At 73.1% G+C, this 23410-nt stretch carries 19 protein-coding genes and 1 tRNA gene; 8 read left to right on the forward strand and 12 right to left on the reverse strand.

Annotated features, from left to right (window positions below; translation table 11 throughout):
- The first annotated feature begins 347 nt into the window (after positions 1-347).
- Complete coding sequence (locus FHR78_RS06005) at positions 348-1595, forward strand: NAD(P)-binding domain-containing protein (RefSeq protein ID WP_347878070.1); 1248 nt, start codon at positions 348-350, stop codon at positions 1593-1595.
- 54 nt (positions 1596-1649) lie between these two features.
- Here the strand turns inward: FHR78_RS06005 and FHR78_RS06010 are convergent, their stop codons facing one another.
- A complete protein-coding gene (locus tag FHR78_RS06010; protein ID WP_243862015.1) occupies positions 1650-3335 on the reverse strand; it encodes an FAD-dependent oxidoreductase in 1686 nt (561 codons plus the stop codon).
- 61 nt (positions 3336-3396) lie between these two features.
- On the opposite strand from FHR78_RS06010, the gene FHR78_RS06015 reads away from it, so the two are divergent.
- Entirely contained in the window at positions 3397-3567 is a 171-nt protein-coding gene (locus FHR78_RS06015; RefSeq protein ID WP_166759518.1) for a hypothetical protein, read from the forward strand.
- Between the two features lie 10 nt (positions 3568-3577).
- Here the strand turns inward: FHR78_RS06015 and FHR78_RS06020 are convergent, their stop codons facing one another.
- The gene (locus FHR78_RS06020; protein ID WP_166759519.1) at positions 3578-5479 is read right to left on the reverse strand and encodes an ABC transporter ATP-binding protein; all 1902 of its coding nucleotides are present in this window, start codon (positions 5477-5479) and stop codon (positions 3578-3580) included.
- A gap of 113 nt (positions 5480-5592) precedes the next feature.
- On the opposite strand from FHR78_RS06020, the gene FHR78_RS06025 reads away from it, so the two are divergent.
- Together FHR78_RS06025 and FHR78_RS06030 are read left to right on the forward strand one after the other, a co-directional pair.
- Positions 5593-5859, forward strand: a complete 267-nt coding sequence (locus FHR78_RS06025) for a hypothetical protein (protein WP_166759520.1) — start codon at positions 5593-5595, stop codon at positions 5857-5859.
- A 2-nt stretch (positions 5860-5861) separates the two neighbouring features.
- On the forward strand, positions 5862-6272 hold the full coding sequence (locus FHR78_RS06030) for a hypothetical protein (protein WP_166759521.1): 411 nt from the start codon (positions 5862-5864) through the stop codon (positions 6270-6272).
- Between the two features lie 176 nt (positions 6273-6448).
- Here FHR78_RS06030 and FHR78_RS06035 read toward each other — a convergent pair whose 3' ends face one another.
- The 8 genes from FHR78_RS06035 to FHR78_RS06070 form a co-directional block, all read right to left on the reverse strand.
- Positions 6449-7459 carry a glycosyl hydrolase gene (locus tag FHR78_RS06035; protein WP_166759522.1) on the reverse strand — a complete coding sequence of 337 codons (1011 nt, stop codon included), beginning with the start codon at positions 7457-7459 and terminating at the stop codon, positions 6449-6451.
- Entirely contained in the window at positions 7456-10383 is a 2928-nt protein-coding gene (locus FHR78_RS06040; RefSeq protein ID WP_166759523.1) for a carbohydrate binding domain-containing protein, read from the reverse strand. Before FHR78_RS06040 ends, FHR78_RS06035 begins: the two co-directional genes overlap by 4 nt.
- A gap of 60 nt (positions 10384-10443) precedes the next feature.
- Positions 10444-11412, reverse strand: a complete 969-nt coding sequence (locus FHR78_RS06045) for an ROK family protein (RefSeq protein WP_166759524.1) — start codon at positions 11410-11412, stop codon at positions 10444-10446.
- 2 nt (positions 11413-11414) lie between these two features.
- On the reverse strand, positions 11415-13913 hold the full coding sequence (locus FHR78_RS06050) for a glycoside hydrolase family 2 protein (protein ID WP_166759525.1): 2499 nt from the start codon (positions 13911-13913) through the stop codon (positions 11415-11417).
- Complete coding sequence (locus tag FHR78_RS06055) at positions 13910-14767, reverse strand: carbohydrate ABC transporter permease (RefSeq protein ID WP_347878071.1); 858 nt, start codon at positions 14765-14767, stop codon at positions 13910-13912. The genes FHR78_RS06050 and FHR78_RS06055 overlap by 4 nt, the downstream gene beginning before the upstream one ends.
- On the reverse strand, positions 14764-15732 hold the full coding sequence (locus FHR78_RS06060) for a carbohydrate ABC transporter permease (RefSeq protein WP_166759526.1): 969 nt from the start codon (positions 15730-15732) through the stop codon (positions 14764-14766). The genes FHR78_RS06055 and FHR78_RS06060 overlap by 4 nt, the downstream gene beginning before the upstream one ends.
- Positions 15729-17024, reverse strand: a complete 1296-nt coding sequence (locus tag FHR78_RS06065) for an ABC transporter substrate-binding protein (RefSeq protein WP_166759527.1) — start codon at positions 17022-17024, stop codon at positions 15729-15731. Before FHR78_RS06065 ends, FHR78_RS06060 begins: the two co-directional genes overlap by 4 nt.
- Before the next feature lie 199 nt (positions 17025-17223).
- Positions 17224-18129, reverse strand: a complete 906-nt coding sequence (locus FHR78_RS06070; RefSeq protein ID WP_166759528.1) for a LacI family DNA-binding transcriptional regulator — start codon at positions 18127-18129, stop codon at positions 17224-17226.
- Positions 18130-18243: 114 nt separating this feature from the next.
- On the opposite strand from FHR78_RS06070, the gene FHR78_RS06075 reads away from it, so the two are divergent.
- Positions 18244-19473 (forward strand): ROK family protein, encoded by a 1230-nt coding sequence (locus FHR78_RS06075; protein ID WP_166759529.1) that lies wholly within the window; start codon positions 18244-18246, stop codon positions 19471-19473.
- A gap of 253 nt (positions 19474-19726) precedes the next feature.
- Here FHR78_RS06075 and FHR78_RS06080 read toward each other — a convergent pair.
- Positions 19727-19799, reverse strand: a tRNA-Arg gene (locus tag FHR78_RS06080).
- A 267-nt stretch (positions 19800-20066) separates the two neighbouring features.
- Complete coding sequence (locus tag FHR78_RS06085; RefSeq protein ID WP_166759530.1) at positions 20067-20354, reverse strand: hypothetical protein; 288 nt, start codon at positions 20352-20354, stop codon at positions 20067-20069.
- A 229-nt stretch (positions 20355-20583) separates the two neighbouring features.
- On the opposite strand from FHR78_RS06085, the gene FHR78_RS06090 reads away from it, so the two are divergent.
- The 3 genes from FHR78_RS06090 (at position 20584) to FHR78_RS06100 (ending at position 23150) form a co-directional block, all read left to right on the forward strand.
- Positions 20584-21201 (forward strand): hypothetical protein, encoded by a 618-nt coding sequence (locus FHR78_RS06090; RefSeq protein WP_166759531.1) that lies wholly within the window; start codon positions 20584-20586, stop codon positions 21199-21201.
- Positions 21202-21304: 103 nt separating this feature from the next.
- The gene (locus tag FHR78_RS06095) at positions 21305-22186 is read left to right on the forward strand and encodes a phosphatase PAP2 family protein (protein ID WP_166759532.1); all 882 of its coding nucleotides are present in this window, start codon (positions 21305-21307) and stop codon (positions 22184-22186) included.
- A gap of 100 nt (positions 22187-22286) precedes the next feature.
- Complete coding sequence (locus FHR78_RS06100; RefSeq protein WP_166759533.1) at positions 22287-23150, forward strand: DUF429 domain-containing protein; 864 nt, start codon at positions 22287-22289, stop codon at positions 23148-23150.
- Positions 23151-23410: the final 260 nt, after the last annotated feature.

Here is a 23410-nt window from a genome sequence, read left to right on the forward strand (position 1 = left end):
CTGCCTCGCCCTGGAGTGGTGACGGTTCGCGGTCTGTGGCCCTTTTCCGGCGCGCGCGAGTGCTTCAGTCCTCATGGACTCGCTCCTGATCCTTCGTGGCAGCGATGGTCGGTGTCCGGACGACGGATGGTTGGGCCGTCGCAGCGGACTCGCTACGCGGCCGAGACTAGGACATTCCGGCGAGGATCGCTCACCTCGATTCGCCGTCATGTCCCCCGATGCGGCCGGTCTGCCCCCGGACTGGGGGTGGGCGCGCGTCGGCCCGGGGCGAGGTCGAGCACGAGGAGGCGCGCGCGGCACGGTCGTGCCGGTCCCGGTCTCGCAGGCCCCCGCCGTAGCGTGGACACGTGCACTCCCTCGACGGCCTCGGCCACGCCACGGTCACCGTCGTGGGGGCAGGCCAGGCCGGGCTGTCCGCGGCGCACCACCTGCGCCTCCGCGGGTTCGCGCCGGCCGAGGGCGGGGCTCGTCGCGCAGCGGCTGATCCGTCACGGGACGGAGCACCGCCCACCATCGCTGATCCGTCACGAGACGGAACACCACCCGCCCTCGCTGATCCGTCACGAGACGGAGCGCCACCCACCGTCGCTGATCCGTCACGGGACGGAGCAGCGCCCACCGTCGTCGTCGTGGACGCGGGCGAGGCCCCCGGAGGCGCGTGGCGGCACCGCTGGGAGTCGCTGCGGATGGCGACCGTCAACGGCATCTTCGACCTGCCCGGCATGCCGCTGCCCCCCGTCGACCCCACCGAGCCGAGCCGCGACGCCGTGCCGCGGTACTTCGCGGCGTACGAGGAGGCGGAGGGCCTGCAGGTGCACCGCCCCGTGCACGTCACCTCGGTCGAGGCCGTCGACGACGACCCGGCCGGCGAGCTCCGCGTGGCGAGCACCGCCGGCAGCTGGACGACCTCGGCGCTCGTGAACGCGACCGGCACCTGGGACGAGCCCGTGCTGCCCGACGTGCCGGGCGCCTCCTCGTTCTCGGGTCGGCAGCTGCACACCCGGGAGTACGTCTCGGCGGCCGAGTTCGCGGGGCAGCGGGTCGCCGTCGTCGGCGGCGGCATCTCGGCCGTGCAGCTGCTCGACGAGATCAGCCGCGTGGCGACGACGCTCTGGTACACGCGGCGCGAGCCGGTGTTCCTCGACCACGAGTTCACGTCGGGGTCGGACGGCGTCGACGTCGAGCGGCGGGTCGCCGAGGACGCGGCCCTCGGCCGTCCGTCGCGCAGCATCGTCTCGTACACGGGGCTGATCTGGACCGGCTACGCGCGCGCCGCCCGGCGGCGGGGCGCGCTCGAGCGGCGTCCGATGTTCACGGCGATGGGGCCGCGGCACGTCGTCGAGGCCGACGGCGGGGCGACGAGCGTCGACGCGGTGCTCTGGGCGACGGGGTTCCGGCCGAGCATCCGGCACCTCGACGGGCTCGACCTGCGCGGTCCGCTCGGCGGCGTGCCGCTCGACGGGACCCGCGCGGCACGCGACCGGCGCGTCCACCTGATCGGCTACGGGCCGTCGCAGTCGACGGTGGGGGCGAACCGGGCCGGGCGGGCGGCCGCCCGCGAGGTGGCGCGCGACCAGCTCGGGCCGCGCGGCTGACGGGCGCGGCGGCGGCGGGCGCGGCGACGGGCGCGGCGGCGGGCGTTCCCGGAGTCAGTCCCGGGCGAGCCGGAACCGCTCCGGCGCGGGCGTGCCCGTCGCGACACCGGCGAGCAGCTCGCCGAAGACGGCCCCGAACTTGAAGCCGTGCCCCGAGAACCCCGTCGCGATCGTGACGGAGCCGACGCGGTCGAGCACCGGGTCCTCGGTCGGTGTCGTGTCGTAGAGGCAGCTGATCGGGGCGAGCGTCGCGACGTCGACGCCGGGCACCCACGCGGCCACGTAGTCGCGCAGCACGGCCTGCCCTGCGGAGCCCGGCTCGTCGAGCCGCGCGTCGGGGTGAACCTCGCGGCCGGTGCCGTGCGTGCCGACCTTGACGCCCTCGCCGGGGGTGAGCAGCCCGTAGATCGTGCTGACGCGCTGCCTCAGCGCGGGGTCGGTCGGGTGGTGGACGAAGCTCGGCCAGGCGTCGTCCGGCAGCTCCGTCGCGAAGTGGGCGGGCTCCTCCTGCGTGACCGTGACCGGGGGCAGCGACAGCCCTGCACGGCGCACGAGGTCGCCGGCGAGGTACCGCGCCCAGGAGCCGACCGCGAGCACGACGCTCGTCGACACGACGACCGAGGAGGCGCCTCCTGCGTCCTCGAGACGGAGCACGACGTCGTCCCCCTCCGTCTCGATCCCGGCCACGGGGGTGTCGAAGCGCAGCTCGGCGCCCGCGGCCGCGGCGCTGTCGAGCAGCGCCTCGATCGCGTCGGCGGACCGGACCCGACCGGCCTCGGCGTGGGCGAGCACGCTCGTGTCGAAGCGGAGCCCGGGCCAGCGCTCGGCGGCCTCGTCGGGGGTCAGGCGCTCGTGGGCGACGCCGCCGCGGACCAGCGCGGCCTGGATCTCGTCGAGCACGGCGGGGTCGCCGTGGTCGAGGGCCCCGGTCTGGTCGAGCAGCACGCGGCCGGTCTCGGCCTCGAGGGCGCGCCAGGCCGTGATCGCCTCGCCGGTGAGGGCGACCCAGTCGTCGGCGGTGTAGCCCCGCCGGTAGATGCGGCTCGCGCCGTGGGACGAGCCGCGGTCGTGACCGCGCCCGAACTGCTCGACGAGCAGCACGCGCGCGCCCCGGCGGGACAGGGCCCGGGCCGTGGCGGCGCCGATGACGCCGGCCCCGACGACGACGTGGTCCCAGCGTGCGGGGGCGTCGGGGGCGGGGGCGTCGTCGGCGTCGGCGGGCACGGGGCTCCTCGTGGTCGGGGCGTCGGGGTCGAGGTCCCGGTCGGGGTCGGCGGGGTCGGAGTCGGCCATCGTGCCCGTAGCGTCCGGCACGACGCCGACTGTCGGCGACTCCTCCACGACCGGCTCGGTGTCGAGCAGCACGTGCGTGACCAGCACGGCGAGCGCGCTGAGCCCGCCCGTCCAGAGGGCGATCGCGAGGATCGTCGGCTGCGGGGCGTCCGGGTCGTCGAAGAGCTCGAGCTGGGACGCGCAGACGATCACGGTCGACATCACGACGACGCCGGCGGGCAGGGCCGCCCGCAGGCCGGAGCCCGGCCGCCCGTTGCGGAACGCGGCGTCGAGCAGCCAGAAGACGCCGAACGCGGGGAGGCCCCCCACCACGGCCGCGCCGAACGGCGTGGCCACGATGGCCACCAGGAACAGCACCACCAGCGCCACCGGCGCCCCGAGGCCCACCAGCAGCCCCACCACCACGGCGTGCGTCGCCGCCATGGCGACCGGCCTCTCTCTGCTCATGTCGCGCCTCCCCTGCCACCAGGGTACTGACCGGCCGGCGCGGTCCGAGAGAGAATCCACCGTGGGCATCTTCGTCGTCATCATCGCCTTGTCGCTCGTCGGCATCGTCGTCAGCATCCGCACGATGCGCGACCTCGAGGCCGTCAGCCTGGCCGTGGGGCTCGTCTCCACGCTGGTGTGCGTCGTGATGTTGCTCGCCGGGATCGTGGGCTTCCTGTGGTGGGCCTCCTGACCGCGGGCGGCTAGGGCCCGCCCAGCGGCTCCTCGTCGGGCGCGACGTCCTTCTGCACCGCGAACTGGGTCCGGTGCAGCTCTTCGTAGCGGCCGGCCGCGGCCAGCAGCTCGTCGTGCGTGCCTCGCTCGACGATCGAGCCGTCCTCCACGACCAGGATCAGGTCGGCGCTCCGGATCGTCGAGAGGCGGTGCGCGATGACCATCGCCGTCCGTCCCTCGAGCGCCTCGCTGAGGGCCGCCTGCACGGCGGCCTCCGACGTCGAGTCGAGCGCCGCGGTCGCCTCGTCGAGGATGACGACGCGCGGCTGGGCGAGCAGGAGGCGCGCGATCGTCATGCGCTGGCGCTCGCCTCCCGAGAGCCGGTAGCCGCGCTCCCCCACCATCGTGTCGAGCTGGTCCGGCAGCGACCGGACGAGCGGCTCGAGCCGCGCACGGCGGACGGCGTCCCACACCTCGCCCTCGGTCGCCTCCGGCCTGGCGAGGCGCAGGTTGCTGAGGATGGTCTCGTGGAACAGGTGGCCGTCCTGCGTCACCATGCCCAGGGTGTGCCGCATGGAGGCGAAGGTGACGTCGCGCACGTCCGCGCCGGCGAGGCGCACGGCCCCGCCGTCGACGTCGTACAGACGCGAGAGCAGCTGGGCGATGGTCGACTTGCCGGCACCGGACGTGCCGACGAGGGCGACCGTCTGCCCCGGCTCGATGCGGAACGAGACGCCGTGCAGCACCTCGTCGCCGCCTCTGGTGTCGAGGGTGAAGACCTCCTCGAGGGACGCGAGGGACACCTTGTCGGCGGACGGGTACGCGAAGCGGACGTCGTCGAACTCCACGCTCACCGGGCCGTCGGGAACGGTGGTGGCGTCGGGCGCCTCCTGGATGAGGGGCTCGAGGTCGAGCACCTCGAAGACGCGCTCGAAGCTGACCACCGCGCTCATGATCTCGACCCGGGCGTTCGCGAGACCGGTCAGGGGCACGTACAGGCGGGTGAGGAGGAGCGCCAGCGTGACGACCTCTCCGGTGTCCAGCTGACCGGCGAGGGCGAGGAACCCGCCGAGACCGTAGACCAGCGCGAGGGCGAGGGCGGAGACGAACGTCAACGCGGTGACGAAGACGAACTGCAGCAGGGCGCTGCGGACCCCGATGTCCCGGACACGGGCCGCCCGGACGCGGAACTCCTCCGCCTCCTCGTCGGGACGGCCGAACAGCTTGACGAGGGTGGCGCCCGGCGCCGAGAAGCGCTCGGTCATCTGCGTGCTCATCGCGGAGTTGTGGTCGGCGGCCTCGCGGCGCAGGGCGGCGAGACGGCTGCCCATGCGCCGTGCGGGCACCAGGAAGAGAGGGAGCATGACCACGGCCAGCACCGTCACGAGCCAGGAGGTGCCGAGCATGACGACCAGGGTGAGGACCAGCGCGACGACGTTGGTGACGACGCCCGACAGGGTGCCGCTGAAGGCCTGCTGGGCGCCGATGACGTCGTTGTTGAGGCGGCTGACCAGCGCACCCGTGCGGGTGCGGGTGAAGAACGCGATCGGCATCTTCTGCACGTGGTCGAAGACGGCCGTGCGGAGGTCGAGGATCACGCCCTCGCCGATCCGCGCCGAGAACCAGCGCGTCGCGAGCGAGACGCCGGCGTCGGCCACGGCCACGACCGCGATGAGGACGGCGAGCCGGACGATCGTCGAGACCTCGCCCCGGGCGACGATGACGTCGACCACGCGGCCGGCCAGCACCGGCGTCGCGACGGCGAGGAAGGCCCCCACCACGGAGAGCGCGATGAAGACGACGAGCTTCGACCGGTAGGGCACCGCGAACGTCATGATGCGCCGCACGGACTCCCGCGAGATGCCGTGCCGGCCGTCCCTCGCGGACGAGATCTTGTAGAGCGAGCTCCAGGCCGCGCCTTCCATGCTCATGGCAGTTCCTTCCGTGCACCGTGCGTGCAGGCCAGACTCGCAGACCCGCGGCCCTTGAGGCGCACATCGCCTCGACGTACGGTGGAAGGGTCGACGAGCACGGAGGGGTGACCATGAACCAGAAGACGACGCCGAAGCGGGGGCGGCTCCGGCTGCAGCGGCCGACGTTCCGCGGCTCCTCCGTCGGCTGGGGCCTCGCCTCCGTCCTCTGGCTGTCCTGCGCCGTCCCCGCGGTCGTCCGCGTCGTGCACTTCGGGGGCACGTCGCCCGGCGGCGCCGTGCTCCTGGCAGCCCTCGTCGTCGCGTCGGCGGTCTGCGTCATCGGGACGGTGTCGACGATGAGGCACCCTCGCCCGGCACCTCCCGCGGTCGACTCGTGACGATGGCGGGGGCAGAAGGACATGACGACGAGGCCCAGCCTTCTGACGGGCCTTCCCGGACGGAGGTCTACTTCCTGTACGGAGCGGAGTACGCGCAGAAGCGCAACCGATTCCGCGGCATGATCCCCGACGAGCTGCGTCTGCGGCTCCCGCTCGTCCACATGATGGAGGGGACCTACAGGATGGCCGTCGACGAGAACCACGGCTACGACCGGGCGAAGTTCGTCGAGCTGTACGCCGAGCTCCGACGACGAGGAGTGCTGCGTCCTTTCAGCGAGAGCGAGAAGGACGCCGTCCGCGAGCTCGAAGCTCTCGGCCACCAGCTGGGTGGCTCCGACTCAGAGTTCGACGCCATCGACCTCGGACGACTGCGCGAGGTCTACCCTCCGGCCAGCACCGACCCGATCGTCTGACCGGCTCCGGTCGAGGTCAGCCACAGCGCACGCTCTCGTGCGGTCGCGCGCCGACCTGACGACGGTCTCGACGCGTGGAGAAGCGTCCGGCCATATGATGCCAGGCCGGCACTGCCGGAGGGTGCCGGCGCAGCCCGCACCAGCACCCTCCTGCTCCCTGCCGTCGCCCGTCCCGCCTAGGGGATGGCGACGTCCCCCTGGTGCAGGACGCGGGGGTTCGCGTAGGTGTCCTTGATCGCCTGTGGCGTGTTCGCGGACTCGAGCTGCTCCGACCAGTGCATGAACCAGGTCCAGTTCGGCTGCGCGGCCAGCTGCGCCGACGTGGGCATCTTGCCGACCTCGCCCAGGGCGATCGGCTTGCCCGCCGCGATCGACTGCATCGTCTGGTACTCGGCTGCGCTCGGGAACGCCTTGTACCAGGCGTCCAGCGTGACGACGTCGACGTACGAGCTGCCCGGGTAGTAGCCGGCCAGTCCCCCGGCCGGGTTGTCCTGCACGTTCCAGGCCCAGATGAGGTTCGTCATGCCCTTCGTGCCGGCCAGGTAGTCGCGGGTGATCTGGTAGAGCTTCGCGGAGCCGGCCGATCCCGAACGCCCGCCCCACCAGGCCCACTGCTCGTTCATCTCGTGCAGCGGGCGGAAGACGGCGGGCACGCCCGCGTCCTTCAGCTGCTGCAGGTAGGGGACGACCTCGTCGAGTCGCGACTTCCAGGCCGAGTTCAACGCCGTGCCGTTCGTGGTCAGCTGCGACCACTGCGCGTCGGTCAGGTTCGCGTTGACGTCGTTCCACGAGCACGACGAGCCGACCGTCGGCGGGCAGACGTGCCACGTGAGCGAGACGAGCGCCCCGTTCTTCCACTCGGTCTTGGCCTGGTCGACGACCCGCTGCCGGTTCGCCACGTCGGAGGCGGCGAAGAGGAAGTCCCCGCCCCACAGCGCCGGGTAGACCCCGGTGATGTCCTTGACGCGCTGGGTGTACTGGCTCGGCTGCCCGGCGGGCTCCTTGTTGTGCTGCCCGCTGATGATCTTCTGGCCCTTGATGCTCGCCAGGTAGTTCAGCACCGTGCTCTTGCCGGTCGGGCTGAACGCCTCCGCCGGGGTCGCCGCGGGGGCACCCACGGCGAGGACCCCCGCCAGGAGGAACGCGACGCCGGCCCCGAGGGCGGTGCGCTTCGGACGTGTGGTCATGATGCTTCTCCTCGCTCGACCACCGAGGTGGTCGTCGGTGCGAGCCGACGTCGTCGTGCGGCTCGGAGTGCGACGGCACCGGCGATGACCGATGCCAGGGCGGCCAGGGCGAGCGCCGTGGTCGAGGTCGAGCCGGTGGAGGCGAGACCTGTGGAGGCGGTGGTCGCGGAGGCCGGGACGGTGCCGGTCCCGCTGACGGGCACCGCGCCTCCTGGACCGGACCCCGGACCTGCGCCCGGTCCGGCACCGCCGCCGGGCGTGCCGGGCGTGCCGGGCGTGCCCGGCGTGCCGGGCGTGCCGGGCGTGCCCGGATCGACGGGCACGACGGCGGCAGGGTCGACCGTCGTGACGACGTCGTCCACGAGCAGCTCGCCCGCGCCGTCGCCCCCGAGGTAGAAGGCGAGCTGCGTCACGGTCGACGGGTCGAGCACGGCGTCGCCGGCCCAGGCGGGTGGCGCGAACGCACTGAAGGGCACGTCGATCCGCTGCCAGCCCTCCCCCTCGACCGCGAGGGTGGTCTCGAAGTACGAGCCTCCCGCCACGATCTGCACGGTCACGTCGTCACCGGCCGGGGCGCGCAGCGAGAGCGAGAGGCCGGTGTAGCCCCACCAGTCCTGCGGCTCGGCGAGGGTGCGGACGACTCCCGCGTAGCCGGGGCCCGCGAGGTCGTAGGCGAACCGGCCCGCCTGGGAGCCCGTGGACGGGTTCTCGCCGAGGGTGGGCGTCACGGCTCCGCCGCCCGTGTTGCGCACATAGGTGGCGGCGAGCGCCGCGTCGTCGGCGTACTCCTCGAAGTCCTCGACCGCGAGCGCCTCCGTCGGGAGCGGACGCGTGGCGAAGGACGCCGTCGTGGGCACCGACGTCGTGGTGCCGACGCCGTTCACGGCCTCGATCGACCACCGGTACGTCGTGCCGGGCACGAGCGTGACGTCGGGCCGGTACGACGTGCCGGTCAGGCCGCCGGCCGGCGCCACGACCGTGCCCGTGGGGTCCGTGAGCGCGAAGCGGTAGTACGCGGCGTCCGCCGCGGCCGTCCAGGTGAAGTCCGGCGTCGAGGTGGTGCCCGTCGTCCCGTCGAGGGGCGCCTGCAGCGAGAACGCGCCGGGCGCCGTGGTGGGGTCGACGGCCGCGGACCGCAGCGTGGCCCGCGTGAGGTGCGCGTCCCCGGTCAGCACGACCCGGACGTGGTCGCCGGCGAGGCCGTCGGCGACGACCGAGCCCTCGTCGGTGACGACCGTGGCGGCGGGCGCCCAGGTGCTGCCGTCCGCGCTCGTCTCGACGCGGGCGGCGGCAGGCTCGTCGACCCGGAACTCGGCACGGGTGAGCCCGGCACGCTGCCAGGCCACCGTGCCGGACGTGCCGTCCGTCGCGACGACGGACCCTCCGTCGGGGTCGGCCGCGACCGTCACGCCGTCGTGCGCGGACGAGAGGCGCCAGTCCTGCACGGGGTCGACGAGCACGTCGCCGCCGTCCGGACGGACGACGTCGGACGCGGGTCCGCTCGTCCCCGTGCCGTCGAGCGCCCGGACCCGGTAGGAGGCGCCGGCCGGGGACTCGATGTCGGTGACGGTCCCGGCGGACGCGCCCAGCGCCTCCTCGGTGACGGTCGTCCACGGCTGGTCGGCGACCTGCCGCTCGACGACGTAGCCGGCGGCGCCGGCCGTCCCGCGCCAGGTGACGGTCGAGATGCCCTGGGCTCGCTGCACGCTCGTCACGAGGGGAGCCTCGAGGGGAAGATCGGGCAGCACGACGCCGACGTCGCGGGCGTACTGGCGGATCGCCTCGGCCCGCGACTCCTCGGACGGCGTCCCGCCGGGCAGGTGGAGGGTGAACCCGTCGTCGTGGGGCACGAGGCCGGCGCGGTCGTCGTGGCCGAAGAGCGACCAGGCGAACATCCCCGAGACGGCCGGGTCCTGGGCGAGCGGGCCCAGCAGTGCCGGCGTCGCCGCGGTCGAGGCGTACTCGCCGGCGATGTAGACCTTCCCGGCGGCGGTGACGGTCGCCGCGTCGGTCGAGACCCGGGCGGCCGTCGGCGGGTAGTAGTGGACGTCGACGATGTCGAGCGCCGTCGCCGCGAGGGTGTCGGGGTCGATGTCGAACCGTCGGCCGGCGGCGACGAGCTGCGACGGGGCCTGTCGCTTGATGTGGGCGACCTGGGCGTCGATCCACGGGAGGGTCATGCCCTCGAGCTCGTTGCCGAGCTCCCACGCCATGATGGTCGGGTCCTCGGCGTAGGGGACGCCGGTCAGCGCGTTGGTGCGCCCGACGACGTGGTCGACGTAGTCCTGGTACGCGGCGATCGCCCGCGGGTCCGTGTAGAAGTCGGCGGACTCGAGGCCCAGGGGCGTCGTGAAGTCGCGGTGGCCGCCGTGGTAGTACTCCCACTCGTCGGTGAGCGGCAGGATCAGCCGGATGCCGAGCGACCCGGCGTACGCGACGGCGAAGTCGATCGTGGCGAAGGCGTCGTCGTCGTACTCGCCCAGGCTCGGCATCAGCGCGAGCGTGTTCGCGTCGTCCTGGCCGGTCGAGGTGCCCATGTGCGATCGGACGACGGTGATGCCGGCACGGTGGGCCGAGTCGAGGGTGTCCTTGATGCGGAAGACGGTGGGGTAGTCGACCCCTCCGACGTTCTCGTCGAGGCCGAGCCAGTAGATGTTGGCCCCGCTGGCCCTGAAGGTCTCTCCTCCGAGCTGGAGGCGCGAGGCGTCCCGGGTGACGAACTCGGTGTTCTGCGTGGTCCACTCCGCGCGGGGCGCGGCGGACGCGGCCTCCGCCTGGTGCGGCGTGAGGGGTGCGAGCGAGCCCAGCAGGACGCCCGTGGCGACCACGGCGCACACGCGGATCGACCGCGTCCGCGGCGGTCTCGGGGTCGTGCGGGACGGATGGTCGCGGCTGGGGACGCTGGTGGCGGTCGGTGTCGTCATCGGTGCTCAGGCTCCTTCGGCTGTGCGGTGATCACGGCGGCCCGGTCGGGCCGCCCTGTGTCAGGTGGTGCTGACCAGCCGCCGCGTGTCGACCCGGTTCGGGTCGACCATGTCGGGGCGGTGGACGAGTGCTGCGGCTCCCAGCAAGGGAGCGGCGGATCCGAGGGCGGCCGGGACGACGAGTACCTCGGCGGCGTAGGCGAGCACGGTGGCTCGACGGGCCGCCCGGCGCACCAGGTCGACGTAGTCGGGCACGACCCCCGCGAAGCCGCCGCCGACGGCGACCGCGTCCAGGTCGAGCAGCGTGCTCGTGCTGGCGATCGCCTGGCCGACGGCGGCGGCGGACCGGTGGACGGCCGCCCAGGCGGTCGGCTCTCCGGCGGCGCACGACCGGGCGAGGTCCTCTCCCGAGGTCCCGGCCCAGCCGTGCCTCCGGGCCCAGCGGACCGTGCTCGTCCCCGACGCGACGGCCTCGAGCGTCGTCGAGTCGGCGTCCCCGTCTTCCCCTCCGAAGCCCGCGACGTGGATCTGGCCGATGTGACCGGCGTTCCCCGTCCTGCCCGACACCAGGGCTCCGCCGACGACCATCCCGCCGCCGACCCCGGTCGAGACCACCATGGACATCGAGTTCGCGAGCCCGGCGGTCGCTCCGAGCCAGTGCTCGGCGAGGGCGATGCAGGTGCCGTCCAGGCGCAGCCGGACCGGCAGGGCCGGGAGGCGCCCCTCGACTTCTCGGCGCAGGTCGAACCCGGCGAGGACGGGCAGGTTCTTCGGGCTCACCGTGCCCGCGACGAGGTCGACGGGGCCGGCCGAGCCGATGCCGGCCCCCCGCAGCTCGCCGCCGGCCGGGAGGGCGGCCAGGGCGCCGTCGACCACGGTGCCGACGGCGTCCCGCAGCTCGGCCCGCGAGGCCGCCGCGCCCGTGGCGGCGCGCATCCGGCTGCCCGCGACGACCTGCCCGCCCTCGTCGACGAGGGCGGCCTCGACCTTGGTGCCGCCCAGGTCGACGGCCAGCGCGAGCCTCGACACCGTCAGGCCCAGTCGACGACGAGCTGGTTCGACGTGCGCAGCACGCTCGCCGAGGTCAGCTGGTCGGGGGTGAGGTCGGCCTCGCTGGTCACGCGGAACGTGACGGACTCCCCGGGGAGCAGGGTGACCATCATGTCGTCGACGACGGCGTCCACGTCGACCTTGTCGACGAGCAGCGTCACGTCGCGAGCCAAGGAGGCGCTGGTCACCACGACGTCGTAGCCTCCGTCGACCGCGGTCACGGCCGTCGTCAGCTCGGCGGCGGTGAGGCCCGAGTCGCGCTGCTCGACCGGGAACCACAGCCCCCGCTCGGCGCCGACCGTGGCGACGACCAGCTCGCGGGCGGGATCGCCGGGGGCGGCGACCTCGGCGGGGATCGCGACCGTGGTGGTGGTGCGGGCGTCGAGCGCCAGGTCGACCGTCGCGGAGGCGAGCACCTCGCCCTCGTAGGAGAGCCTCTGCAGGACGACCTGCGCCTCCCACGCCTCGGGCGAGTCGTTCGAGACGGCGGCGACGAGGTCGTCGCCGCGCGGCTGGATCGTGACGAGGCGGTCGGCGTAGACGTGCTTCAGCGCGTAGAGCAGCGGCTTGGCGCGGCCGTAGCCGTCGACGGCGGCCCAGGAGGTGACCGGCCAGCAGTCGTTCAGCTGCCAGACGATCGACCCCATCGTGGTGGGGCTCCACGACCGCCAGTGCTCGATGGCGAAGGCGACGGCGTTCGCCTGGTTCAGCGACATGGCCCAGTGCCAGTCCTCGGTGTCGTCGGGCAGCGGGAGGTGCGCGACGAGGCCGTCGGTCAGCTTGTCGTTGCCGTCGGTCGCCTTCTGGTGCCAGATCATGCCGGGCGACTCGGGCGTCAGGGGCGAGTCGGAGATCGACTGCCGGATGGTCGACCAGGTCGCGGGGCCCTGCCAGCCGAACTCGGCGACGAAGCGGGGCACGGTGTCGCGGTAGTGCGGGTAGTCGACGCGGTTCCACAGCTCCCACAGGTGCACCGAGCCGTGCTCGATCTCGTTCGCCGGTCGGTCGGGGTCGCCCGACCAGGGGCTGCCGGGCGTGTAGGACCGCTCGGGGTCGAGCTCGGCGACGAGGCGCGGCAGCAGGTCGAGGTAGTAGCCGAGGCCCCAGGTGCGACCCTGGAGGCGCTTCTCCCAGCCCCACTCCTCGAAGCCCCAGATGTTCTCGTTGTTGCCGTTCCAGAGCACGAGGCTCGGGTGGGACATGAGGCGCGTCACGTTGTCGCGGACCTCGGCCTCGACCTCGCCGCGCAGCGGCTCCTCCTCGGCGTAGGAGGCGCAGGCGAAGAGGAAGTCCTGCCACGTCATGATGCCGCGCTCGTCGCACAGCTCGTAGAAGTCGTCGGACTCGTAGTAGCCGCCGCCCCAGACGCGCAGCAGGTTCATGTTCGCGAACTCGGCCTGGTCGAGGCGGGCGGCGACGCGGTCGCGGGTGACGCGGGTGACGAAGGCGTCGTCGGGGATCCAGTTCGCGCCCCTCGTCCAGACCGGCTGCCCGTTGACGACGACCCGGAAGCTGGTGCCCTCGGAGTCAGGCTCGAGCTCGACGACGACCGTGCGGAAGCCGATGCGGGTCGACCAGGCGGCTGCGGGCCGGTCGTCGACGACGAGGTCGACGGCGAGGTCGTAGAGGACGGCGTCGCCGTGGCCGCGGGGCCACCAGAGCGCGACGTCGGCGACGTCGAGGTCGACGACGGCCTCGGTCGCCCCCGGGGCGACGTCGAGGCTCGCCGTCGCGGCCTCGAGCCCGTCGGGGCTCGTCACGAGGCCGGAGACCGCCACCGCGGCGTCGGAGCCGGCCGCCCTCTCGATCGTGACGTGGGCGCGGACGTGGCCCGCGCCTCCGTCGGTCGTCACGACGGGGCGGACGCTGTCGACGCGGGCGCCCGACCAGGAGTGCAGGGTGACGGGCTTGTGGATGCCCGAGGAGGCGGCGTCGAGGCCCCAGTCCCAGCCGAAGTTGCAGGCGGCCTTGCGGATGGCGTTGAAGGGGTGGAAGTAGGTGTGCGGCCGGTAGCCGATGTCGAGGCTGGCCTGGTCGGCGTAGGCGACGGGCGAGGCGAAGTGGACGACGAGGTCGTTGTCGCCGTCGACGAGCACCGCGTCGGCCGGGAGGCGGTAGGTGCGGTGCTGGTTGACGGTGCGTGCCAGCTCGGTGCCGTTGAGGGTGACCGTGGCGACGGTGTCGAGGCCCTCGAATACGAGGTCGTGGCGGTCGTGGCCGTCGGGGCTCCACGAGAACGTGGTGCGGTACTCCCAGTCGCTCTCGCCGATCCAGGTGACCTTCTGCTCGTTGCGGTCGAGGTACGGGTCGGGGATGAGGCCGGCGGCGAGGAGGTCGGTGTGGACGAGGCCGGGCACCGTCGCGGGGACGGTCGCCTCGGCGATCTCGGCGGGCACCGGGCCGCGGGTCGAGCGGACGGACCAGCCGTCGTGCAGCGGGCGGCGGGTCTCGGTCGCGGTGGTGGGGAGGGTGGTGGTCACTTGGTGGCTCCTGCCGTGAGGCCGTTGTAGATGTATCGCTGGAGGAAGAGGAAGGCGACGAGGGTGGGCACGATCACGAGCAGGGTGCCTGCCGCGATGACCTCCCACTGCGCGCCGAAGGGGCCCATGAAGCGGAACAGGGAGGTCGAGATGACGCCGAGGTCCTGCGAGGGCATGTAGAGGAACGGGATGTAGAACTCGTTGTAGACCGCGATGCCCTTGATGATGACCACCGTCGCGACGGCCGGCTTGAGCAGCGGCAGCACGATCCGCCAGTAGACGGTGAAGCGGCTCGCGCCGTCGAGCATCGCGGCCTCGTCGAGCGAGACGGGGATCGACTGCATGAACTGCAGGAAGATGTAGATCGCGACGATGTCGGTCCCCATGAAGATGAGGATCGCCGCGCCCCGGGTGTTGAAGAGGTCGAGGGCGCTGATCACCTGGAAGGTCGCGACCTGCGTCGTGACCGACGGCACGAGGGTCGCGAGCAGGAACCCCCCGAGCACGAGCTTGCGGCCGCGGAAGCGGAACCGGTCGATGGCGTAGGCGGCCATCGTGCCGATCAGGATGGTCCCGACGACGGACACGACGAGGATGATCCCCGTGTTGACGAAGCCCATCAGCATGCCGCCCTGCGTGAAGGCGGTGACGAAGTTGTCGAGGTTGAGCCAGTCGCCGGGCGGGGTGAGCGGGGTCGTGGTCCGGTACTCCTCGTCCGTCTTGAACGCGAGCATGACGATGGTGACGAGCGGGACGAGGGCCGCGAGGCACGCGAGCACGAGGCTGACGTACTTGACGGTCGTCCCGGTGCGGGCGAGGGCGCGCGAGCGGGTGGGCGACGCGGTGGCGGTCACGAGGCGTCCTCCTTCTTCTCGTCGGGGAACAGCAGCCGCTGCACCGCGGTGATGACGAGCACGATGACGAGCAGGACCACGGCCATGGCGGAGGCGAGGCCCACCTTCGAGAAGCGGAACGCGGTGTCGACGGTCTGGATGACGAACGTCTCCGACCCGTTGGCGCCTCCGGTCATGATGTACGGCATCTCGAAGGCCGAGAGGGCGCCGGCGATCGCGAGGATGAACGACAGGCCGAGGATGCGTCGGATGCTGGGCACGATGATGTAGAGGAACTTGTGCCACGACGTCGCGCCGTCGAGGTCGGCCGCCTCGTACTGCTCGGACGGCACCGACTGGATCGCGCCCAGGAAGAGCACGAAGTTCAGGCCCATGTAGCGCCAGACGCTCGTGGCGGCGAGCGAGGTGTTGACGACGCCGGGGTCGCCGAGCCACTGCGGGGTGTCCTCGACGCCGACCAGGGCGGCGAGGGCGTCGAGGGTGCCGCCGGGGCGGAAGAAGTAGAGGAAGACGAGCCCGATCGCGACCCCGTTGATGAGGTACGGGAAGAAGATGATCCCCTTGAACAGGTTCGAGAAGCGGGTCTTGAAGCTGAGGAGGGTCGCGAAGTACAGGGCCAGGACGAGCTGGGCGACGGCGCCGGCCAGGTAGAAGAGGCTGACGAAGAAGACCTGGAAGATCTCGGGCCGGGTGAAGATCTCGACGAAGTTCTCGAGGCCGACGAACTCCTTGACGGGCGACAGGCCGTCCCAGTCGGTGACGCTGTACCAGAGCAGGTTCGCGACCGGCACGTAGGTAAGGACGACGAGGAACGCCAGCGGCACGACGAGGAAGAGCCACGGGGTGACGCGCAGGCCGCGACGGCCCACGCGCCCGGCCGGGCCGGCGCCGGGGCGGGTGCCCCGGCGCCGGCCGTCGTCGGTGACGGTCGCCGCGACCTCGGGAGGCGAGGCGAGCTGGGTCATTCGGAGACCTTCTCCTGCGCCGCGGCCCAGCGGTCGTTGAGGTCGGAGAAGAACGAGTCCTCGTCGCCGTCGGCGGCGCCGCGGGCGGTGTCGATCAGCTTCTGGCGGTAGGTGTTGCCGAAGATGTCGATCTCCGCCTCGTTGGCGATGTCGGTGAGCAGCGCCTCCTTGCCGACCGGGTCCGGAGCCAGCTCGAGGTACTGGACGTCGAGGGCGCTGAAGTCCGAGAGGGTGTCGGGCTCGGGGTCGCTCTTGACGGGGCTGATGGCTCCCTGGCTCTCGGCGTAGCCGGACTCGTTCGTGAACCAGTCGACCCAGGCCTTCGCGGTCGCCTTGTTGTCGCTGTTCTTGCTGACGCCGAGCACCTTGTCGCTGGCCGTCACCGAGGTGAACTGCCCGTCGACCTGCCAGGGCATCGGCCAGAAGCCGATGTCGTCACGCGAGGCGCCGGCGGCCTCGGCGGCGTCCTGCATCTGGCTGACGGCCCACGAGCCGAGCACCATCGAGCCGATCTTGCCCTGGGCGAGGAGGTTCTTGGACTCCTCCCAGTTGGTCGTGGTCGGGTCGGCCTCGCTGAGGCCGGCCTCGACGGTCTGGAACAGCAGGTCGTCGATCTTGTACTGGTCGGTCCCCTCGGTCCAGGGGGCGTCGTCCTCGGCCATCTCCATGCGGACCTCGGGGCCCTGGGTGGCGCCGAGGTTGCCCTCGATCGTCGCCAGCGGCCAGCCGTCGGCGTAGTTCGTGTAGTAGGGGTCGGCGTCGGTCTGGTCGCGGATGGCCTGCAGGTCGGTGAGGTACTCCTCCTGCGTGGTCGGGGCCTCGGTGACGCCGGCGTCGGCCCAGACCTTCTTGTTGACGACCATGCCCATGGCCGAGCCGAAGGTCGAGATGCCGTAGACCTGGCCGTCGTAGGCGCCCGCGTCGACGAAGCGGTACTTCTCGCTCATCTCGTCGACCGTGCCGAGGGGCTCGAAGAAGCTCGAGTACTGGTCCTTCGTGACGTTCGAGCTGGGGATGAGCAGCACGTCGCCGTAGTCCTTCGAGTTCAGGCGGATCTTGACGTCGCCCTCGTAGTCGGTCAGCGCCTCGAACTTCACGCTCGTGCCCGGGTACTCGGCCTCGAACGTCTTCGCGTAGTCGGCGAACGTCGTGTCGACGAGGTCGGTGCGGTTGGTGAGCACGGTGATCTCGCCCGAGGGGTCGCCGTCGTCGTTGGACGCCGACGAGCAGCCGCTGAGGCTGATCGCGGTGAGCGAGACCATCGCCATGCCCATGAGTGCTGTCTTCTTCATGCGTGCGAACTCCTTCGTTCGTGGGTGCCGGCGAGGTGCCTCGGCCGTTCTGTCCGGCAGGTCTCGGCGGGTGCGAGCTGGTCGGGTGCCTCAGCTTCGCCCGCGGCGTCATGCCGTGTCAAGACTTTGATTATTAATTTATGCACTATTCGGAGGTGAGGAAAGGCGGGAGGGAGGGAGTGGTGCCGCCCGCTGAACGTCAGGGGGCGGGCGGGCCGGTCGTCGCCCGGGGCACGAAGACGATGGGCGGCGCCTCGAGGGTGGGCGGCTGCTGCCCGTCGAGCACGGCGAGGACCGTCTCGCCCACCATCTCGCCGATGCGCTGGACGTCGTGGCTGAGGGCGGAGAGCGGCGGCTCGGAGAGCTGGCACTGGGCCGAGTCGTCCCAGGCGACGAGCGAGAGGTCGCCGGGCACGCGGAGGCCGCGGCGTCGAGCCTCGGCGAGCCCGCCGAGCGCCATGAGGTCGTTGTCGAAGACGACCGCGGTCGGGTCGGCCGGGGCGGTCGGGTCGTCAAGGCCGGCCTGCGCGTCGAGGAGCGCCGAGAGGGCGCGTTCACCCGACTCGAACGAGTAGTCCCCCGTCATCGTCGACGCGGTCAGGCCCCGCTCCTCGCAGACCGCGATGAAGGTGTCCCGGCGCGCGACGGAGTGGGCGAGGCCCAGCGGTCCGCTGACGTGGGCGAGGCGGACGTGGCCCAGCGACGCCAGCGCGTCCACCGCCTCCTCGACGGCGACGTCGTCGTTCGTCCAGACGGCGGGGAGCCCGCTCGAGATGGCGGGCGACGAGACCGAGATCGCGGGCAGCTCGAGCTCGGCGACCAGGGACACCCGCGGGTCGTCCACGCTCAGGTCGACGAGCACCACGGCGTCCACGACGCCCCCGGCCGACCACCGGCGGCACAGGTCGAGCTCGGCCGCCCGGTCGGGAAGGACCCGCAGCAGCACGGCGTGCCCCCGCGGCCGCACGACCCGGTCGAGGCCGGCGGTCAGCTCGTGGAAGTACGGCTCGGCCCCGTAGATCTCGCTGGGACGCACCAGGGTCAGGCCGATCGGCCGCGGGAGGCGCGACGCACGGTCGCTCTCGGTCAGGGTCGCGTCTCGCATCGCCTCGTCCTCCTCGGCCCCGATCGTGGTGCCGTGCGCTCTCTCGTGACCGCTATCGTGTCACCGACGCGGGCGAGCACCAGACCGAGGCTCGCCCGAGGCGGGGAGGACGACGTGGCCAGACCCGAGTCCCCCGCCTCCGGACCGGGCAGTCGGGCACTCGTCGTCGACGTGATCCGCTCGTCCGGCCCGATCAGCAGGGTCGAGCTGACCTCGACCACGGGCCTCACCCAGCCGAGCATCTCGAACATCGTCCGCAAGCTGCTCGCCGAGGGCATCGTCCGCGAGAGCGGGCGGGTCGCCTCCGGCGGCGGCAAGCCCCGGACCCTCGTCGAGATCAACCCGGGCGCCCTGTACGCGGTGGGCGTCCAGCTCGGCTACGAGTCGATGACCTTCGTCGCCACGGGGGCCGGCGGCGGCATCGTCGCGCGACAGCTCGTCGACGGGGCGTCGCTCGACTCGCCCCACGAGGTCACCGACCGGCTCGTGGCGCAGTTCGACGCCTTCGTCGACGCCGCGGGCATCCCCCGGGCGTCGATCGCCGGGGTCGCCGTCGTCGCTCCCGGCCCGCTCTCGGCGGACCACGGCGCCATCCTCCGGTCGCCGACGCTGCGTCGGTGGGAGGGTTTCTCGCTCCGGGACAGCCTGGCCGAGCGCCTCGACGTGCCCGTGCTGATCGACAACGACGCCGCGGCCGCCGCCGTGGGCGAGTTCTGGACACGGCGGGTCGCCCGGACCGAGACCTTCGCCGGCGTCTACATGGGCACCGGGCTCGGGGCCGGCATCATCATCGACGGGGCCCTGTACCGCGGCGCGAGCTCGAACGCCGGCGAGCTGGGGCACATGTCCGTCGACCTCGACGGCGAGCCGTGCTTCTGCGGCAACCGCGGGTGCGCGGAGCGCTACGCGGCGCCGGCCGCCGTCCTGCTCCGGGCCCGCGAACGGTCGGGACGCCTGACGGGACTCGGGCTCGCCTTCGAGGAGGACACGGTCGCCCAGGACTTCGATCGTCTGGCCCGCGCCGCCGTGGGCGGCCATGCCGTCGCCGAGGACCTGATCGCCACGTCCGCCCGCTACCTCGCCGCCGCCGTCGTCTCGTTCGTCAACGTGCTCGACGTCGACCGGCTCGTCCTCGCCGGCCCCAGCATCGCGGTCGCCGGCTCGGTGTACGCCCGCGCCGTCCGCCAGCGACTCGCCGAGAGCGCCTTCGCCCGCCAGTCGCACGACGTCCGGGTCGAGCTGGCGACGAACCCGAGGGACTCGGCGGCGATCGGCGCGGCCGCCCTCGTCCTGCAGAGCTCGGTCGCCCCCGGCCACGGCCCGCAGCTGATCCGGCCCACCTGAGCCCGCGGCCCGACGGCTGCCCAGACGAAGAACGCCCCTTGCCTCGAAGGGCAGGGACCGTGCCGACGCACGCCCGAAGGCCGCAGCCGCCGGAGGCGGCCAGACGAGCACCCAGACGAAGAACGGCCCCTGCCGTGTAGGGCAGGGGCCATGCTGACGCGCGGCCAACGGCCGCAGCCGCCGGCAGGCGGCCAGACAAGCACCTCAGACGAGAAAAGGCCCTGCCGTGTTGGGCAGGGCCTTTCGAGTCGCGTGCGCCTGGAGGGACTCGAACCCCCAACCTTCTGATCCGTAGTCAGATGCTCTATCCATTGAGCTACAGGCGCATTTCTCCGGCCGATTGGCCAGAGGAAACACTACACGACCGGGGGCGTCCTCGCGAATCGAGCGCGCCTCCTCGATCGAGCCGCGCTCAGGTGTCGCGTCGGGGGCTCACTCCTGCCCCGAGGCACCGCCACGCGACACATGAGTCCCGGTGAGGGCGAGGAGTCGCCCCGGATGGTCGCCGCGCGTCCACGTAGGCGACCATCTGGGGCAGATCGAGGCCCGTGCACGGGCCCGATCGAGCCCGGGCCCGAGCCCGCGAACACGAGCTACGGCGCGCGCGGGCCCTCGTGGTCGTCGTCGCGGTCCTCGCGGCGGCCGAGCAGGTCGTCGACGTCCGCCGAGTCGACCGTGCCCGTGCGGTCGAGCACGTCGCCCGTCGCCTCGCGGCCGGTCAGGTGGTCGGGCTCGTCGTCCGTGCCGGGCGCGACGGGCTGCTCGACGTCTCCGTGGTTCTCGGTGCTGCCCGCCACGGGCACGTCGGCGCGGTCGCCGAACTCGGCGGTCTCGTCGGTGACGCCGCCCTGCTGGGGCTCGTTGCTGTTCGTGGTGCTCATCGAGCGCCTCCTCGTCTCGTGCCGACCGGGTCGGCAGCTGTGCGTCGATCATGCTCCGGCGACCTCCGCGCCTCCCAGGAGGAGCGCGTCCGAGCCCGGCGAGGAGCCCGGACACGAGGAGGCGCCGCCCGATGCCCCGAGACCACCGCCGGGTGACGGCGAGATGAGCCGCGGGTGAGCCTGCCCTCCCCGCACGAGGCTCGACGCCCGACCGTGCCAGGCTCAGGGCGTGGCCGACGGACGCAGCTGGATCAGGGAGCACGTGCTCGAGGCGCCGCGACGCCGCTCGTTGCTCTGGTGCTTCGTCGCGACGAGCCTGTTCTTCGGCGGGGCGATGGGGACGTTCCTGTCCGCGCTCGTCATGCCGCCGGAGCTCCCCGCCTCCTCCCGCGTCGCGGCGGGCGTCGCGATCGGGCTCTTCTCGGGGCTGGCCTTCGGCGCGTCCATGACCCTGTTCATCGCCTGGACCTGGTCGCAGCACGGAGGCGCGGACCAGGCCACCCGCATCGCCCGCGCCGTCAAGACGGGTCGCCTCCCCGACGGCGTGGACACGTCGACGTGGGACCCGATCCTGGCCCGCCAGGAGACGTGGGCCCGACGCGGGGCCTGGCTGTTCACCCTCGAGTTCGCCGTCTTCGCCGCGCTCAGCGCCTCCCTGCTCGCGCTCCCGCCGGACCCGGCGGACACGCTCACCCCCACCTGGCTGTTCTGGCTCGGGCTCGTCATGTTCGGCGTGCTGACCGTCGTCACCCCGTTCTCGAGCCTGCACCGCGCACGGCGCATCGTCGCGCTCCGCGCACAGCTCCGCGACGCCGGCCGCGCGCCCGTGGCACCCGTCGCACCGTGACCCCGGGGACCGGGCCGACCGCCTCCTGTGAGTGCTCCTGCACTCGACGCATCACCAGCCGGGTGTGAGGCGGCGCCCAGGAGGGGTGAGGTTTCATGGGGACGTGACCGCCGCCCCTGCTCTCTCGACCCCGACCGCCGTCCGGCGACACGGGTCGGGTCGGTGGATCGTCGCGGCGTCCGCCTCGGTCGTCGCCTTCGGCGGGGTCTACGTCATGGCCGTCCTCACCGAGACGGGCCAGTCCGTCGAGGACAGCATCCTCAGCTCGGTCGACGACGACCGCCTCCTCGGCTCCGGCTCCGCGCTCGACGCGATCTCGCCCGCGGCGCTCATGCTGCTCGTCGGCGTCACCATGCTCGTGGCGTTCCTCCGCCGTCGACCCGGTGCCGCGCTGCAGGCGGGCATCCTCATCGTCGGCGCCACCATCACGACGCAGGTGCTCAAGCAGGTCGTGCCGCGGCCCGACCTGACCGGCGACCTCTACGGCAACAGCTTCCCGAGCGGGCACACCACGATCGCGGTCGCCGCCCTGTTCGCCGTCATGACCGCGTTCGGGCGGCACGTGCGGCCCCTGGTGTTCCTCGTCGGCACGGCCTTCGCCGCCGTCGTCGCCGAGCAGACCGTCGCCTACGGCTGGCACCGGTCGAGCGACATCGTCGGCGCCTGCGCCGTCGCCCTGTTCTGGCTGGCCGCGGTGCGGTTCGCCGCCTCGCGCCTCGCCGGCCGGGCCCGCGGGCGCCTCCGCAGCCCCGCCGCCGCCGACGCGGTGGGGCCGAGGGCGTTCGCCGTCACCTCAGGGCTGCTCGGTCTTGCGCTCGTCGCCTGCCTCACCGTCTCGGGGCTCGTCTGGGGCATCGGCATCGGCAGCGACATGAGCCTCACGACCTCGACCGGCAGCGGCGTGCTGACGGGGGCGAGGCTCGCCGCCGCCGGGGTCGTGCTCGTCACGGCGTGGGTCGGCTGGAAGCTCGACCGGCGGCCGTGAGCCGGGCGTCGACGGGGCTCGTCGGTCGGGGCCGGCGTCCTCGGGCCCTAGAGCTGCAAGTCCGACGTCCTCGGGCTCGGCACGCGGCGGGCGGCGACTCGTGACCGACGAGCCCCGCTACCTCGGCGTCGACCTCGCCTGGCGCGACTCGACCCCGACCACGCCCGCGAACGAGACCGGCCTGGCCGTCGTCGACGCGCGCGGAGAGGTGCTCGACGCCGGCTGGGCGCGGGGCGTCGACGAGGTCGCGGAATGGGTGCTGCACTGGGCGACCCCCGGCTCGCACGTGGCGATCGACGCCCCCGTGCTGGTGCCGAACGCGACAGGCATGCGGCCGAGCGAACGGCTCGTGGGCCGGGCGTACGGCCGCTGGCACGTGTCGGCCAACGCCTCCAGCGCCTCCTTGCCGTGGCTGGGCGGCCGCACCCTCGGCGAGCGCCTCGCCGCCGCAGGGGCCGTCTGGGACGACGGTGTCGCCGCGGTGCCGGCCGACGCCGTGTCGTACTTCGAGTGCTACCCGTACACGACGCTCGTCGGGGCGGCCGAGCTCGGCTACGACGACCGCCGGCCGCGCTACAAGCGGCCCGACACGAGCCTCCCGAAGGAGGAGCGGCGCAGCGCCCGCGCGACCGCCTGCGACGACCTCATCACGCGTCTCGCCGCGCTCGACGTGGCGGATCCTCCGCTGAGGTTGGCCTCGCACCCGGTGTCGCGCCTCCTCATCGACGAGCCGTCGCCGCTGGTCGACCGGCCCTACAAGCACCGCGAGGACCTGCTCGACGCGCTCGTCTGCGCCTGGACCGCGTCGATGCGGGCCCGGCGCCCCGGGCGGATGCAGGTGCTCGGCGCCGCGTCCGAGCCCGACGCGCTCGGGAGGCGCGCGACGCTGATCGCGGCGGCCCGCGACTCGCAGCGGCTCGCGGAGCCCGAGGGCACCGTGCCCGTCGGCCGCGCCGCCCGCTGACGCGGCGCCGCCGGCCCGGGACTCGCACCCGGGCGACTCGGCGCCGCCCTCTCACCCCGGGCAGCTCGGCGCCGCTCTCGTACCCCGGGCGACTCGGCGCCGCCCTCTCACCCCGGGCAGCTCGGCGCCGCCCTCGCACCCCGAAGTGGGGGGGGGGGGCCCCCCACCCCCGGGGGGGGGGGCCCCGGGGGGGGGGGGGGGGGGGGCGCCCGGGGGGGGGGGGGGGGGGGCGGGGGGGCGGGGGGGGGGGCGGGGGGGCG

The organism is Frigoribacterium faeni (genome assembly GCF_011761235.1).
GTDB classification, from domain to species: domain Bacteria; phylum Actinomycetota; class Actinomycetes; order Actinomycetales; family Microbacteriaceae; genus Frigoribacterium; species Frigoribacterium faeni_A.

Coding starts and splice junctions, on each gene's coding strand:
- FHR78_RS06025 (WP_166759520.1), top strand. CDS start 5,593: ATGAACCAGAAGACGACGCCGAAGCGGGGGCGGCTCCGGCTGCAGCGG.
- FHR78_RS06060 (WP_166759526.1), bottom strand. CDS start 15,732: ATGACCCAGCTCGCCTCGCCTCCCGAGGTCGCGGCGACCGTCACCGAC.
- FHR78_RS06085 (WP_166759530.1), bottom strand. CDS start 20,354: ATGAGCACCACGAACAGCAACGAGCCCCAGCAGGGCGGCGTCACCGAC.
- FHR78_RS06040 (WP_166759523.1), bottom strand. CDS start 10,383: ATGACGACACCGACCGCCACCAGCGTCCCCAGCCGCGACCATCCGTCC.
- FHR78_RS06010 (WP_243862015.1), bottom strand. CDS start 3,335: ATGAGCAGAGAGAGGCCGGTCGCCATGGCGGCGACGCACGCCGTGGTG.
- FHR78_RS06030 (WP_166759521.1), top strand. CDS start 5,862: ATGGCGGGGGCAGAAGGACATGACGACGAGGCCCAGCCTTCTGACGGG.
- FHR78_RS06065 (WP_166759527.1), bottom strand. CDS start 17,024: ATGAAGAAGACAGCACTCATGGGCATGGCGATGGTCTCGCTCACCGCG.
- FHR78_RS06070 (WP_166759528.1), bottom strand. CDS start 18,129: ATGCGAGACGCGACCCTGACCGAGAGCGACCGTGCGTCGCGCCTCCCG.
- FHR78_RS06035 (WP_166759522.1), bottom strand. CDS start 7,459: ATGACCACACGTCCGAAGCGCACCGCCCTCGGGGCCGGCGTCGCGTTC.
- FHR78_RS06020 (WP_166759519.1), bottom strand. CDS start 5,479: ATGAGCATGGAAGGCGCGGCCTGGAGCTCGCTCTACAAGATCTCGTCC.